The sequence below is a fragment of the Mesorhizobium sp. BAC0120 genome, assembly GCF_033542235.1.
In the GTDB taxonomy this organism is placed as follows: Bacteria; Pseudomonadota; Alphaproteobacteria; order Rhizobiales; family Rhizobiaceae; genus JAWRCU01.
The window spans coordinates 234,383-246,754 of the sequence record NZ_JAWRCU010000001.1 but is presented as its reverse complement, the minus strand read 5'-3'; the positions used below and the strand labels follow the sequence as shown (position 1 = coordinate 246,754).

The 12,372-nt window shown below is 61.5% G+C and carries 15 protein-coding genes; 8 read left to right on the top strand and 7 right to left on the bottom strand.

Annotation, left to right across the window (positions count from 1 at the left end; all coding sequences use genetic code 11):
• Position 1: 1 nt before the first annotated feature.
• The 4 genes from SAZ10_RS01155 to SAZ10_RS01140 all read left to right on the top strand — a co-directional run bounded on the left by SAZ10_RS01155 (position 2) and on the right by SAZ10_RS01140 (position 3,411).
• Positions 2-961 (top strand): carbohydrate ABC transporter permease, encoded by a 960-nt coding sequence (locus SAZ10_RS01155; protein WP_318607323.1) that lies wholly within the window; start codon positions 2-4, stop codon positions 959-961.
• The gene (locus SAZ10_RS01150) at positions 958-1,167 is read left to right on the top strand and encodes a hypothetical protein (RefSeq protein ID WP_318607322.1); all 210 of its coding nucleotides are present in this window, start codon (positions 958-960) and stop codon (positions 1,165-1,167) included. Before SAZ10_RS01155 ends, SAZ10_RS01150 begins: the two co-directional genes overlap by 4 nt.
• A complete protein-coding gene (locus tag SAZ10_RS01145) occupies positions 1,164-2,273 on the top strand; it encodes an ABC transporter ATP-binding protein (RefSeq protein ID WP_318607321.1) in 1,110 nt (369 codons plus the stop codon). The genes SAZ10_RS01150 and SAZ10_RS01145 overlap by 4 nt, the downstream gene beginning before the upstream one ends.
• Positions 2,274-2,334: 61 nt before the next feature.
• Positions 2,335-3,411: an ABC transporter ATP-binding protein gene (locus SAZ10_RS01140; protein WP_318607320.1), complete on the top strand. Its 1,077-nt coding sequence runs from the start codon at positions 2,335-2,337 to the stop codon at positions 3,409-3,411.
• A 146-nt stretch (positions 3,412-3,557) separates the two neighbouring features.
• On the opposite strand, the gene SAZ10_RS01135 is transcribed toward SAZ10_RS01140, so the two are convergent.
• Complete coding sequence (locus tag SAZ10_RS01135) at positions 3,558-3,791, bottom strand: hypothetical protein (RefSeq protein ID WP_318607319.1); 234 nt, start codon at positions 3,789-3,791, stop codon at positions 3,558-3,560.
• 204 nt (positions 3,792-3,995) lie between these two features.
• On the opposite strand from SAZ10_RS01135, the gene rpsU reads away from it, so the two are divergent.
• Positions 3,996-4,250: a 30S ribosomal protein S21 gene (gene rpsU, locus SAZ10_RS01130; RefSeq protein WP_318607318.1), complete on the top strand. Its 255-nt coding sequence runs from the start codon at positions 3,996-3,998 to the stop codon at positions 4,248-4,250.
• 113 nt (positions 4,251-4,363) lie between these two features.
• Here rpsU and SAZ10_RS01125 read toward each other — a convergent pair whose 3' ends face one another.
• Positions 4,364-4,654, bottom strand: a complete 291-nt coding sequence (locus SAZ10_RS01125) for a MoaD/ThiS family protein (protein WP_318607317.1) — start codon at positions 4,652-4,654, stop codon at positions 4,364-4,366.
• Positions 4,655-4,687: 33 nt separating this feature from the next.
• Positions 4,688-5,770, bottom strand: a complete 1,083-nt coding sequence (locus SAZ10_RS01120) for an exo-alpha-sialidase (RefSeq protein ID WP_318607316.1) — start codon at positions 5,768-5,770, stop codon at positions 4,688-4,690.
• A 155-nt stretch (positions 5,771-5,925) separates the two neighbouring features.
• Between SAZ10_RS01120 and SAZ10_RS01115 the strand changes: the two genes are divergently transcribed.
• Positions 5,926-6,771, top strand: a complete 846-nt coding sequence (locus SAZ10_RS01115; RefSeq protein WP_318607315.1) for an AraC family transcriptional regulator — start codon at positions 5,926-5,928, stop codon at positions 6,769-6,771.
• 522 nt (positions 6,772-7,293) lie between these two features.
• Positions 7,294-7,779, top strand: coding sequence for an SRPBCC family protein (locus SAZ10_RS01110; RefSeq protein ID WP_318607314.1), 486 nt, complete (start codon positions 7,294-7,296; stop codon positions 7,777-7,779).
• A gap of 69 nt (positions 7,780-7,848) precedes the next feature.
• On the opposite strand, the gene SAZ10_RS01105 is transcribed toward SAZ10_RS01110, so the two are convergent.
• Positions 7,849-8,799 (bottom strand): hypothetical protein, encoded by a 951-nt coding sequence (locus SAZ10_RS01105; RefSeq protein ID WP_318607313.1) that lies wholly within the window; start codon positions 8,797-8,799, stop codon positions 7,849-7,851.
• A 100-nt stretch (positions 8,800-8,899) separates the two neighbouring features.
• On the opposite strand from SAZ10_RS01105, the gene SAZ10_RS01100 reads away from it, so the two are divergent.
• The gene (locus tag SAZ10_RS01100; protein ID WP_318607312.1) at positions 8,900-9,250 is read left to right on the top strand and encodes a VOC family protein; all 351 of its coding nucleotides are present in this window, start codon (positions 8,900-8,902) and stop codon (positions 9,248-9,250) included.
• 71 nt (positions 9,251-9,321) lie between these two features.
• Here SAZ10_RS01100 and SAZ10_RS01095 read toward each other — a convergent pair whose 3' ends face one another.
• From SAZ10_RS01095 to SAZ10_RS01085, 3 genes are all read right to left on the bottom strand, one after another.
• On the bottom strand, positions 9,322-10,305 hold the full coding sequence (locus SAZ10_RS01095) for an NAD(P)-dependent oxidoreductase (RefSeq protein WP_318607311.1): 984 nt from the start codon (positions 10,303-10,305) through the stop codon (positions 9,322-9,324).
• A gap of 114 nt (positions 10,306-10,419) precedes the next feature.
• Entirely contained in the window at positions 10,420-11,136 is a 717-nt protein-coding gene (locus tag SAZ10_RS01090) for a FadR/GntR family transcriptional regulator (RefSeq protein ID WP_318607310.1), read from the bottom strand.
• 2 nt (positions 11,137-11,138) lie between these two features.
• Complete coding sequence (locus SAZ10_RS01085) at positions 11,139-12,305, bottom strand: mandelate racemase/muconate lactonizing enzyme family protein (RefSeq protein ID WP_318607309.1); 1,167 nt, start codon at positions 12,303-12,305, stop codon at positions 11,139-11,141.
• Positions 12,306-12,372: the final 67 nt, after the last annotated feature.

The following is a 12,372-nucleotide window of genomic DNA, read 5'->3' as shown; positions in this document are numbered from 1 at the left end:
CATGGCTGCCGTCCGCACATCCGGCGAGATCGCGGCCAACCGCATCGCCATCGTCGCCGTGCTGATCATCACGCTGATCTTTCTTGCGCCGATCTACTGGATCGCATCGACGGCGTTCAAGCCGCGCAACCTTGCCACAACCGTCCCTCCGACGATCGTGTTCCAGCCGGAGATCTCGCCGTTCGTGAAACTTTTCGTCAAACGCTCGCAGCTGCGCACACAGCCGACGCCGGAGGAATATGCGGCAGCGCCGTGGTGGGAGCGGATGGTCTTCGACGGCGGCGAGAAGGTCGTGCGCGACGGCAAAGGCAACGTGCAGTGGTCGGGCTATCCGAACCGTTTCATGAACTCGCTGATCGTCGCCATCACCTCGACCGTGCTCGCAGTTGGGATGGGAACCTTCACGGCATACGGTTTTTCGCGCTTCAAGATAAAGGGCGAGGCGGACCTGCTGTTCTTCATCCTATCGACCAGAATGCTGCCGCCCGTCGTGGTCGCTATCCCCATGTTCCTGATGTATCGCGCGGTCGGCCTCAACGACACGCATTGGGGCCTGATCATCCTCTACACCGCCTTCAACCTTTCCTTCGCGGTATGGCTGATGAAGGGCTTCATGGACGAGATCCCGAAGGAGTACGAGGAAGCGGCGCTCGTTGACGGCTATACGCGCATGCAGGCCTTCTTCAAGATCGTGCTGCCCGAAGCGGCAACCGGCATCGCAGCCACCGCCGTCTTCTGCTTCATCACTGCCTGGAATGAATACGCCTTCGCGCTGATCATGACCAACCGCAGGGCTCAGACTGCACCGCCCTTCATCCCAAGCCAGGTCGGCTCCGGCCTGCCGGACTGGACCGTGATCGCCGCGGGCACGCTGCTCTTCCTGCTGCCGGTCGCGATCTTCACCTTCGTGCTTCGTAACCATCTTCTGCGCGGCGTGACCTTCGGAGCTATACGCAAATGATCCGCCATGCCACTCTACAGCGCGCGGCCGAGATCGTTATGGTGCTCGGAATCATCGCGCTCTGCCAGCCGTGGAGCCTTTTGCTTCATCGTTATGGCCTGACGGTCATCATTATCGGATTGCTGACGTTCATGTTCACCGGCTGGTTCGGCCCGAAAGAAGGCGAACCTGCAGACGTTCCGTCGGAAGAAGAAGGTCGCTCATGACCCAGATCGAGCTTCGCGGGATCCAGAAATTCTTTGGCGCCCTCCAGGTCATCAAGGACCTCAATCTCAAAATCGACGACAACGAGTTCATCGTGCTGCTCGGCCAGTCCGGCTGCGGCAAGACGACGACGCTGCGCGCGATTGCGGGACTGGAGACGATCGATGAGGGCGACATCCTGATCGACGGCAAGCCGGTGCACCATCTGAAGTGTTCGGACCGGGACATCGCCATGGTGTTCCAGTCATTCTCGCTCTACCCGCACATGAACGTCTACGAGAACATCGCCTTTCCGTTGAAGGCGACGCGTATGAGCAAAAGCGAAGTCGACAAGGCGGTGCGCGAGATCGCCAAGGTGCTGCGTATTACCGAGCTGCTCGACAAAAAGCCTTCAGCGCTTTCGGGCGGCGACATGCAGCGTGTGGCGATCGGACGAGCGCTGGTGCGCCGACCCAAGGCTATGCTGATGGACGAGCCGATCGGCGCGCTCGACGCCAAGCTGCGCGAGGAGATGCGCGCCGAGATCAAGCGGCTGCATCTGAAGCAGGGCTCCACCACCATCTACGTCACGCACGATCAGATCGAAGCGATGAGCCTCGCCGACCGTATCGTGATTATGCATGAGGGTGTGCTGCAGCAGGTCGGCTCGCCGGAGGAAGTCTATGCGCATCCGAACAACATGTTCGTGGCGCGCTTCGTCGGCAGCCCGGTGATGAACATCATCAAGGCGTCGGTAGCGGCCGACAACAGCGCGGCGCGTGTCACTGTCGAGGGCGCGCCGGAGGGCTTCGCCTTTCCTGCCGAGCTCCTGCCGAAGCTCGATCAGCACAAGCATGTCAACGGCAATTTGGCGCTCGGCGTCCGACCCGAGGGCGTGCTGGTGCGTTATGATAGCGCCGACGGATATGTGCCCGTCGAAGCACATATCATCGAGCCGCTCGGCGCCTATGACATTGTCGACCTCAAGGTCGGTCCGCAGATGCTGCGCGCGCGCACCAGGAGCGGCTATGTGAAATCCGTCGGCGATCGTGTCTTCGCGAGGATCGATCCCAGCCATGCGCATTTCTTCAATAATGAAAGCGGCGACTCGCTTGGTGTGACGCTGTGAGCAGGTTTCGGAAAGGTGTCGCGCGGTTTTCCCGGGAAAGCTGCGGCAAAGAAGGACTCCCATGGCGCATATCCAGCTGAAGAACGTTACCAAGCTTTTCGGCCGCCACACCGCGCTGAACAATCTCGACCTCGATATTGCCGACGGCGAGTTCTTCGTGCTGCTCGGCGAGACGGGTGCCGGCAAAACGACGACGCTGCGGATTGTCGCCGGCCTGGAGAAGCCGACCTCCGGCCAGGTGTTCATCGACGGCGTCGATGTGGCCGACTGGGGGGCGGCCGAGCGTGACGTAGCTTTGGTGCTCCAGCAATATTCTCTCTATCCGCGCTATACCGTCCGCGAGAATCTCGAATTTCCGCTGAAGTCGAAAATCAGGCGCGTGCCGGACGCTGAAATCGCCGAGCGGGTGGCGCGAGTGGCAAGGACCTTGCGCATTGACCATCTGCTCGACCGTAAGACCGACAAGCTTTCCGGTGGCGAGATGCAGCGGGTGTCGATCGGGCGTGCGATCGTGCGCAAGCCGCGCGTCTTCCTCATGGATGAGCCGCTATCGGCACTCGACGCCAAGCTGCGCGAGGCGCTCAGGACCGAGCTCAAGAACATCCAGATGAATCTCGGTCAGACCTTCCTGTTCGTCACGCACGACCAGATCGAGGCAATGTCGATGGGTGACAAGGTTGGCGTCTTGAACCATGGCCGGCTGGTGCAGACCGGGACGCCGAACGAAATCTACAACAACCCACGCGACACCTTCGTGGCGAGCTTCGTCGGTTCGCCGCCGATGAACCTGGTCGATGGCAGGCTCGTCTCCGGCAAAGCAGTGGTGGCGCCGATGAGCTTCGAGTTACCTTACCATGGTCCTGCCGCAAATGCCGACGGCAGGCCGCTCGTCTTCGGCATTCGGCCGGAGGACCTCTATCTCGAATCCGGCGCACCGATCGAAGCCAGGGTCCATGATGTCGAGAACCACGGGGTGGAGAAGATCCTGACGCTCCGTGTCGGCGACGTCATGCTTCGCGCCACAGTGGCGGCCCGGACCGATGTTGCCATCGAGCAGCCTGTGCGCTTTGCCTGGAATCCGGAGAAGGTCGTGCTGTTCGACAAGGGGACGGGCTTGAGTCTCCGGCATTCGGCGTAGAGTGGTGCGCCTTAAACCGGGATAGCTAGGTCGCGCTATCTCTTTGTTGCGCATCGGATTGGCCGATGGCCGCTGCGCCATGCGGTCCGGTGCTCCAGCGAATCTTTTCTAGCATGAGCTTCCCAGGACCGAGCTCGTAGAGGGAGCTATTTCTTCGGCGCCTTGCCTGCCGCCTTTCTCTTCGGCTTTACGGTGGCGGCTGCAGCGTCCTCGGCTTCCTTGGCGAGCCTCAGCGCCTTGAGCCTGGCTGTCTTGGCGCGCTGCTTCTCCGCTTCGGCCATATACTCGGCCATGGCCTTATCGCGCGCGGTCGCCGCCTGCTCCGACTTCTTGAATTTCTGGTCTGCCCTTGCTCGGGCATCGTCCGACTTTGTCGCCACAGGAAGCTCCCGTCGCAAATTTCTGGAAGCGACGATAACAGACCGTGGGACGAGCAGGAGAAATATTTCAGCCTGCGGGATACATTTCCCACCGAATGCTGCTAACATATATCATTCATCGGTGCGCCAAGCGGGCGCGCTTCTGTCAGGTTCCGCCGCGGACACAGGTCCGAATGAGCGGACGTACACAAGTCAGGAAAAACATTGCAGGTACTCGTACGCGACAACAACGTCGAACAAGCCATTCGTGTCTTGAAAAAGAAGATGCAGCGGGAGGGCCTCTTCCGCGAAATGAAAGCCCGCCGCGCTTATGAAAAACCTTCCGAGAGAAGGGCCCGCGAGAAGGCAGAGGCGGTGCGCCGAGCGCGCAAACTGGCGCGCAAGCAGGCGCAGCGTGAAGGCCTGCTCCCAGCGCCCAAGAAGAAGCCTATTGCTGGAAGGCCCGCCCCGCGGAGCTGAGCGAGGGCGCTGTACGGGTTCAGGAGCAGGGGACGGTTTACCTTTTCGGCTCCGCCATTTGCCAGGGCCTGTGCTGGCCTTGAGCCGAAAAGGAAACGGTCTCCGAAGCTAGGTCATCCTCCGCTGATTGCGGTGAGCACGAACACCTCGGCTTCCGGATCGATCCGCGTCTCAAGCGTTGCGCGTTCCCCGTCGATGAAGACATTGATGTGCTTTCTGATTGACGGCCTGGAGTCGCAGAGCCGGTCACGCATGCCCGGCCAGCGCCGGTCGAGCTCATCCATCATCTCGTCGACGGTGGTGGCTGCCATTTCGACCGAACGCGTCGAACCGGGGAAAAGGTCCACCAGCACGCCTGGGAGCCGGACGGTGATCCTTGCTGGTGCCTCCGTCGCTGCGATCATCTGAGCCCTTTCCAGCACGGGTAGCCTCCACCGTTATTTGTCAACGACCATCGTCTCCACCGATGTGATGATCGGCAGATGCTCGGCAACCGGCGTCCAGCTGTCTCCCTCGTCGGCGCTGGCGAACAGGCTGCCCGTGCTCGTTCCGAAATAGATGCCGGCGGGCTCCAATCGGTCCACCGCCATTGCCTGCCTCAGCACGCCGAAATATGCGTTCTTCTGTGGAAGGCCCTTCCGCATCGCTTCCCAGGTGCTGCCGGCGTCGCGCGTGCGCCACACTGCTGCGCTGGCGTCCGGCACATAGCGACCTTTCGTGTCGCCGTTGAGCGGGATCAGATAAGCGGTGTCCGGGTCGCGAGGGTGTGCTGCGGCCGGGAAGCCGAAGCTCGAGGGCAGGCCCTCCTCGACACTCTGCCAGCTCTTGCCGCCGTTGTCCGAGCGATACATGCCGCAATGGTTCTGCTGGTAAAGCCGCTCCGGCTTTCCTGACGCCATGACCAGATTGTGCACGCATTGACCGAATTCGGGATAGTTCTCGCCTTCGGGCAGGAAGTCGGCGCGCGTGCCCTTGTTGCGCGGCTCCCAGGTTTTGCCGCCGTCAGCGGTATGAAACACGCCCGCCGCCGAGATGCCGACCCAGATCTGGCCCTCATCTTGCGGATGCAGAACGAGCGAATGGAGGATCAGCCCGGCGCCACCGGGGTTCCAGCTCGGCCGCGAGGGGTGCTTCTGCAGCCCTTCGACATGTTGCCAGGTCTCGCCGCGATCATCGCTGCGGAACAGCCCGGCGGGCTGCACGCCGGCATAAAGACTGCCGTTCCTGGGTGCGATGCTCCACACCGCCTTGATAGGTTCCTCGCCGGCTTCGTAGGCAAGCCCGGCGCTGGAATGCGTCCATGTCTCGCCGAGGTCGGTCGTCTTCCAGACGGCCGGGCCGAACCACTCATTGCCGCCGCCGCCAAAAATCGCGCCGCTCTCTGCATGGCCGACCACATGGTTCATCGGCCAAGTCTCGCAGAAGGGGCCCTTGAGCTCCCAGGATTTCCGCCCTTCGTCACCGTGGAGAATGAAGGCGCCCTTCCTGGTGCCTATCAAAACGAGCACGCGCTTTGCCATGTTGTCCTCCCTGTTTGAGCGCTCGATGCCGCCGGATCCGCCGATCGTTGCGCGTATCCGCAATAGCGTCAACGGTGATTGCGCCCTGCCGCAATCACGATCAAATGCAACCGGGCGCGCTGATGCATAGTCGTTTCGCATCCTGGGAAATCGACATGGACGCGGTAAAAAAGGCGCTCTGGTTTATCGAAAGCCACTCGAGCGGCCCACTCACACTGGGCGATGTCGCCGAGGCCAGCGGCCTATCGCGCTTTCACCTGTCACGAGTGTTTCCGGAGGTGATCGGCCATTCGGTATTCGCCTACCTGCGCGGCCGCCGCCTCACGGAAGCGGCACGCGCGCTTGCGGACGGTGCGCCCGATATCCTCTCTGTCGCACTCGATGCAGGGTACGGCTCCCACGAGGCATTCACTCGCGCCTTCCGCGACTTTTTCGGGCTGACGCCGGAGGAGGTCCGCACCAGGCGCTGTCTCGACAACCTTCCGCTCATGGAGGCGATCCGAATGTCAGACCTTCCCGCAATCAAACTCCCACCTCCGGTTTACCGCGACATCGGAGCGATGCTCGTCGCGGGGCTGAGGCAATATTACACTTACGACGCCCGCGCCGGCATCCCGGCCCAATGGCAGCGGTTCAATCAATTCTTCGGCCATATACCGGGCGCAGTCGGACGTTCGGCTTACGGCATCTGCACGGCGGCTTCGCCCGATGACCAGAACGGTTTCGATTACACTTGCGGGGTTGCCGTGAGATCGCTGGACGATCTGCCGGAAGGCTTTGTCGGGCAGCGTTTTCCTGGCAGGCGGTACGCTGTGTTCGCACATGAGGGCCACGTCTCGAAGATAGGCTCGACTTGTGCTGCCATCTTCTCCGAGTGGCTGCCGAAGTCCGGCAAGAAGGCTGCCGAAGGGCCGCTTATGATGATCGAGCACTATGACGAGCGCTTCGATCCGAAGACCGGCGAGGGCGGTGTGGAGATATGGGTGCCGATGCAGGGGTAGGGGAGTGAGGGAATAGGGGGTTAGGTGAGTAGGGGCATGAGCGGAGGGGAAGCTGGTTATCCGAGTTCATTCTCCTATTCCGTTAGGGTCTTGATGCTGTGATGATCATCATCAATGACCGGGTAGTTTTAGAACTACTCGGTCATTGACGTGACGATGCACAGCGGTGTTGATGCTACTTTCGCAGCGCTTGCCGAACCACTCGGCGGGCAATCCTTGCGTGCCTCGAGCTCGCCGAGGCATCGGTGAATCGCTAAGGGGGCGTGGACGGGATGCTGAAGATCGTCGCCGTGCGCTGACCGCGAAATCCTCATCGCGCCTCTTCGGCGCGCCGCGCAGGCTCGTCTTTGACGCCTGGACCAAACCTGCGATGCCGTGCTGAGATCGTCCACGAGGAAGGGTAATTGCGAGAACTGCCGCAGGCTGGACGAGTTCCTTGAAGCTGGGCAGCCGGTGCGTAGATAACGCGCCAATTCACTTTGATGCCCGCACGACAAATCACTGCAAGCTGGAGAGCAGACCATGAAGAACATCGGAACGCTGAAAGTGACCACGCCGTCCGACCGCGAGATCGTCATGACGCGCGTCTTCGACGCGCCGCGCCGGCTGGTCTACGCAGCTTTGACCCGGCCGGAGCTGATACAGCGCTGGCTCGGACCGCACGGCTTCAGACTGCCTCTCTGCGAGGTCGATCTCAAGGTGGGCGGAAAATACCGCTATGTCAGCCAGGCACCGGATGGCTCACGGCTCGGCTGGGGCGGCACGTTCCGCGAAATCATTCCGGACGAGCGCATCGTGCACACCGAGGCGTTCGATGATTATCCTGGCGAGGCACTGATAACGACAGAGTTGACCGAGAATGACGGCAAGACCGCCATGACGGTGACGATGCTGGTGGCATCCAGGGACATTCGCGATGCCATCATCGCAACCGGCATGGAGCATGGCGCCGCCGAGTGCTACGACCGCCTCAACGAACTGCTTGCGTCGCTCAAAACCCTAGACTGATCTCGAGATCGGCTCCGGCTAGAGCGCTGCAAAGGATCTGTGAAGGTGCTCCACAGCTCTTGGTGCCGATCAGAACGGGATCGACCAGGTCGCCATGACTTCGGATTTGGTGCCGCCTTCCTTGCGTTCGCCGATGCCGGCGTTGAGCCCGAAGTCGCCGTACTTGCCGGCTCTGTAGCTCGCGGACGCCGAGCCGCTCGGCAGGCTATCCTGATAAATTGCGCCAACCCCGAGCTTGAACTTGCCGGTTTGATATTCGACCCTCAGCCCGAGATTGACTGGTTTGCCGGCATTGGCGCCGGCGTTCGCGGAAATGCTGACAGGACCGGATTTCACCACCGCTTCGCCGGTGGCTTGCTGAAACTGTGCGCCCTGAGCGATCACTCCCAGCTTGAGGGTCACATCGAGTCTGTCCCAATGCACGGTGCTGGCCACTCTTGCGCCGAGCACTCTTGCGTCAGGCTTGAATTCCAGCTTGTCGACGCTGAGCTTCAGAGCTCCGATGTGAATGACATCGAAGGAGCGATCCAGCACAGGCGAGAGCGCAGCGTTCAGCACCGGCCCGCCGGTTTTGGTCACGTAAAGAACCGTACCGCCGCCGACCAAAAGCGCGGCCCCGACGACATATAGAATGTTCTTGTTGCGGTCGACCCAAACGCCGAGAGTTGAAGATTCAGCCGCCTTCTTGAAGGTTTCCAAGCTGGCAACGAGCCGCGTATATTGCGGTGTTTTCTTAATTTGCGAGATCAGCTCGGTGGTGGCCGCGTCCTGCGCGCTTCGAGTCAGCGCGTCGGTGAACTTCTTCGCCTCTTCCGGAGACAGGACGGTCGATTCGCCCTTCTTCTGCTGAGACTTGGCGAAGTCGAGCAGAGTTTTCTTGATCGCGTCCTGAACTGCGGGGCTCGTCAATGTGGTGGCGAGCTGGCCCGGCAGCCTTTCGAACTCGGCGTCGACAAGCTCGAATGAGAGCGCGAACAGCCGGTACGTGGCATCCATCAGGTCTGGTTGCGGATCGGCCATGAAACTTCCCCTCGTAGCTCGAAGCGAACCATGGCATTTGGTTGTTACAGGACGATGCCGCCCAAGCGGCAGACTGAATCATGATAGAGGCAAGAGCAGAATGACCGTCAGACGTATCGTCGCCAATATCGCCACGAAGAACGTCGCGGCGGCCCGCCGCTTCTATCAGGATGTGCTCGGCCTCGACCTGTTGATGGATATGGGCTGGATCGCGACCTTTGGCTCGGGCGAGGAGATGAGCGTTCAAATCAGCTTCATGACCGAGGGCGGCTCAGGCACGGCGGTGCCAGACCTGTCGATCGAAGTCGACGATCTCGATGCTGTGCTTGCGGGCATGAAGGCCGCAGGATTTCCTATCGAATACGGTCCGGCGAAGGAGCCCTGGGGTGTGCGCCGTTTCTTTGTGCGCGACCCGTTCGGAAAGCTGGTCAACATTCTAGAGCACGCGTGAATGGTGAATAGTGAAGTGGTGAATAGTGAATGGTAGTTTCTGGATGCATGGCCGCACCATTCACCATTTCACTATTCACCATTCCCTGGAAAGCGCCGCCGATACTCTGCCAGCACTTCCGGATTGCGCAGATTGACCGGCACGCGATTGGAAAGCACGCGGATCGCTTCTTCGGCCGCGCCGACACCCATGCGCATCATGCTCTGCTCAGTGATGCCTGCCATGTGCGGTGTGACGATCACGTTGTCGAACGAGTAATACGGATGATCCGATGGCAGCGGCTGGGTCGCGAAAACGTCGAGAGCAGCACCGCCGAGCCTGCGCTCGCGCAGCGCCTCGATCAGCCCGGCGTCGTCCACCACCGCGCCCCGTGCGACATTTACCAGTATCGCTCCGGGCTTCATGCGGCGGATGCGCTCGCGGCTCAAGAGTCCCGTCGTCTCGGACGTCAGCGGACAGGCGAGCACGACGATATCGGCCTCTGCGACCATCTCATCGATGGAGACGAAGCGCACGTCCTCGGGCAAACTCTTGGCATTGCGGCTGTTGGCGATGACAGTGAGGCCAAAACCGCCGCGGGCAATCGCGGTCACAGCCTTGCCGACGGCGCCGGCGCCGACCACGCCGAGTGTGCGGCCGGCAAGCTCCAGCGATCCTTCGGCATGCTCGCGTCCCGCCAGCCAGCCGCGCCGGCGGAGATCCTGGTCCATCGAGCGGAACCGCCTCAGAAGCGCGAGGGTCACCAGGAACACATGCTCGGCGACGGAGCGCGCATTGACGCCGGGCACGTTGGCGACCAGCACGCCGGCCTTGGTTGCCGCATCCACCGGGATCATGTCGAGCCCGGCACCATGCCTGATGGCCGCGCGCAGTCTCGGGGCATTCTCGAATAGGGCAGGGGGCAGCGGCGCCCGCACGATGACTATGTCAGCCTCGCGGCCTTCCACGGCAAGCGTAGCCGCATCGAGCGCGGATGCGATCCTGAGCTCGCCGGATTTGCCGAGCATTTCCATGGCACGCGGATGTAGCCCGTGGGTTGAATAGATGACCGGCATTGCCAAAGCCTCTAAGCAGACATTGGTGGGCTATCCCACAAATGTCTGCATGCGTTCCTTTGACGATTGTCGCAGGCTCCTATTTCAAAAACGTGGGACACTTTTGGAGCCAACTCAGACTTTTTCGAGGGCCGGCGCCGGCTGGGACTGGCCGGATCCTGCAATCAAGTCCTTCCAGTAGCTTTCGGCTCCCTGCAGATGCGCGCTCATCAGGGCCTGCGCGAGATTGCCGTCGCGCCTTAGCAGCGCGTCGAATATCTGCAGATGCTCGGCATGCGATTTCCGGCTGCGCTCGATGTCGCTGAAATAGATCGGCAGCCGCTGCTCGCCCAGCACGTAGTAGACGCTGCATATGCGATGGAAGAGCACGTTCTTGGTGGCGCGCACGATCTCCAGATGGAAATCGCGATCTTCGCGGGCGAGGCCTTCGCCTCTTGCGATCCTGTCCTCCGACGATTTCAGGATTTCGCGCAGCCGCTGATAATTCTCCTCCGTCGCGCGGGAAGACGCGAGCTCGGCGGCCTTGATCTCATGAATCTTCCTGATCTCGACCGTCTCGTAGATCTGCACCGGATCGAGCGGCACACCGGCCCTGGCGAACAATGCCATTGCCTCGACGCTCGCATTTCGCGTGGTCAAGTAGATTCCGGACTTTGCTCGTCGCTCGACGATCTGCATCGCCTCGAGGATCGCCAGCGCCTCGCGAATCTGGCCGCGGCTTACTGCGAAATGCTCGGCGAGCTCGCGCTCCGAGGGGGTCCTCGCCGTCTCGGCGTCGCTACGCGCGAAAAGAAAGGCTGCGAGCTCGGCCAGCAGGTTATTCTCTTTCATCTTCAACCCTGCGCGTGGGCCTCCAGGAAGCGCTCGGAAATCGTGAATCCGAGCCCAGGTCTATCGGGAATCGCTATCATACCGTCCTTTACCTCGACCTTCTCTTCGACGAGGTCATGGATCATCGGATTGGCGCCCAGCGAATATTCGATCACGAAGCTCGCCGGCGATGCGGCACAAACATGGAGCCCGGCAAAAAAGCAGGGCGCGCCCGCCCAAAGATGTGGCGCGAAGCGCAGGTTGAAGGCGCTAGCGATCGTGCCGATCCGCATTGCCTCGCTTATCCCGCCGCAGAAGGCCGGGTCGGGCTGGAAGATATCGGCCGACCTCAGCACTGCAAGGTCGCGGAAGGCAAAGCGGGTCGCCTCGCTCTCGCCAGCCGCAATCGGGACGTTGCCGGCAGCGCGCACTTCGGCCATTCCGGTTTTGTCGTCGGCAATGACCGGCTCTTCGAACCAGGCGAGGTTCTGGTCAGAGACGAGCTGTATAAAGCGCTTGGCGTCAGCCACCGTATAGGTTCCGTGCGCATCGACCATCAGATCGACATCGGGGCCGATTGCTTCGCGGGCGGCGCGGACGCGGGCCGCGGAGATATGCGGCGGACCGTCCATCGCGCCGACGCGCATCTTTACGCCCGTGAAGCCGCCTGCCTTGAGATAGGAGGTGAGCTGCTCGCCGATTTCGTCGACGCTTGCCCAGCCGCCGGAAGCGTAGGCCGGCATCGCCTCCTTCTTGCGTCCGCCGAGCAGGCGCCACACGGGCTGGCCCGCCGATTTGCCGAAAATATCCCACAGCGCAATGTCGACGGCGCTGATAGCGGCGACGCTCATGCCGCGACGGGCGATCTGCGGCATTGCATGGCCCTGGTCGGCCGCGCTTTCGGCGCGGGTGCCGTTATACTGCATCTCCCAGATCGGCATGATATCGCGCGGATCGCGGCCGACCAGCATCGGCCCGATCTCGTGGTTGATCATGTGGACGAGTGCACCGTAATTGCCAGCGCTGCCGGCAGCGTTCTTGCCCTCGCCCCAGCCGACGATGCCGTCATCGGTCGTAATGCGTAGAATCGCAGCATCGAAGGTGCGCACCTGGCCGAAATCGCTCCGGTGCTGGCGCGCGGTTTCGATGGGTATGCGAACCCACCAGGCTTTGACCTCTTTAATGCGCATCTTTTCCCTCAACCTTTCCGCAGCCTGGCGGAAAGGCTCGTTTCCTCGGAGATCGGCGTCCGGCGCT

Coding starts and splice junctions, on each gene's coding strand:
- SAZ10_RS01140 (WP_318607320.1), top strand. CDS start 2,335: ATGGCGCATATCCAGCTGAAGAACGTTACCAAGCTTTTCGGCCGCCAC.
- SAZ10_RS01110 (WP_318607314.1), top strand. CDS start 7,294: ATGAAGAACATCGGAACGCTGAAAGTGACCACGCCGTCCGACCGCGAG.
- SAZ10_RS01145 (WP_318607321.1), top strand. CDS start 1,164: ATGACCCAGATCGAGCTTCGCGGGATCCAGAAATTCTTTGGCGCCCTC.
- SAZ10_RS01100 (WP_318607312.1), top strand. CDS start 8,900: ATGACCGTCAGACGTATCGTCGCCAATATCGCCACGAAGAACGTCGCG.
- SAZ10_RS01095 (WP_318607311.1), bottom strand. CDS start 10,305: ATGCCGGTCATCTATTCAACCCACGGGCTACATCCGCGTGCCATGGAA.
- SAZ10_RS01115 (WP_318607315.1), top strand. CDS start 5,926: ATGGACGCGGTAAAAAAGGCGCTCTGGTTTATCGAAAGCCACTCGAGC.
- SAZ10_RS01125 (WP_318607317.1), bottom strand. CDS start 4,654: ATGATCGCAGCGACGGAGGCACCAGCAAGGATCACCGTCCGGCTCCCA.
- SAZ10_RS01150 (WP_318607322.1), top strand. CDS start 958: ATGATCCGCCATGCCACTCTACAGCGCGCGGCCGAGATCGTTATGGTG.
- SAZ10_RS01090 (WP_318607310.1), bottom strand. CDS start 11,136: ATGAAAGAGAATAACCTGCTGGCCGAGCTCGCAGCCTTTCTTTTCGCG.
- SAZ10_RS01155 (WP_318607323.1), top strand. CDS start 2: ATGGCTGCCGTCCGCACATCCGGCGAGATCGCGGCCAACCGCATCGCC.
- SAZ10_RS01120 (WP_318607316.1), bottom strand. CDS start 5,770: ATGGCAAAGCGCGTGCTCGTTTTGATAGGCACCAGGAAGGGCGCCTTC.
- SAZ10_RS01105 (WP_318607313.1), bottom strand. CDS start 8,799: ATGGCCGATCCGCAACCAGACCTGATGGATGCCACGTACCGGCTGTTC.
- SAZ10_RS01085 (WP_318607309.1), bottom strand. CDS start 12,305: ATGCGCATTAAAGAGGTCAAAGCCTGGTGGGTTCGCATACCCATCGAA.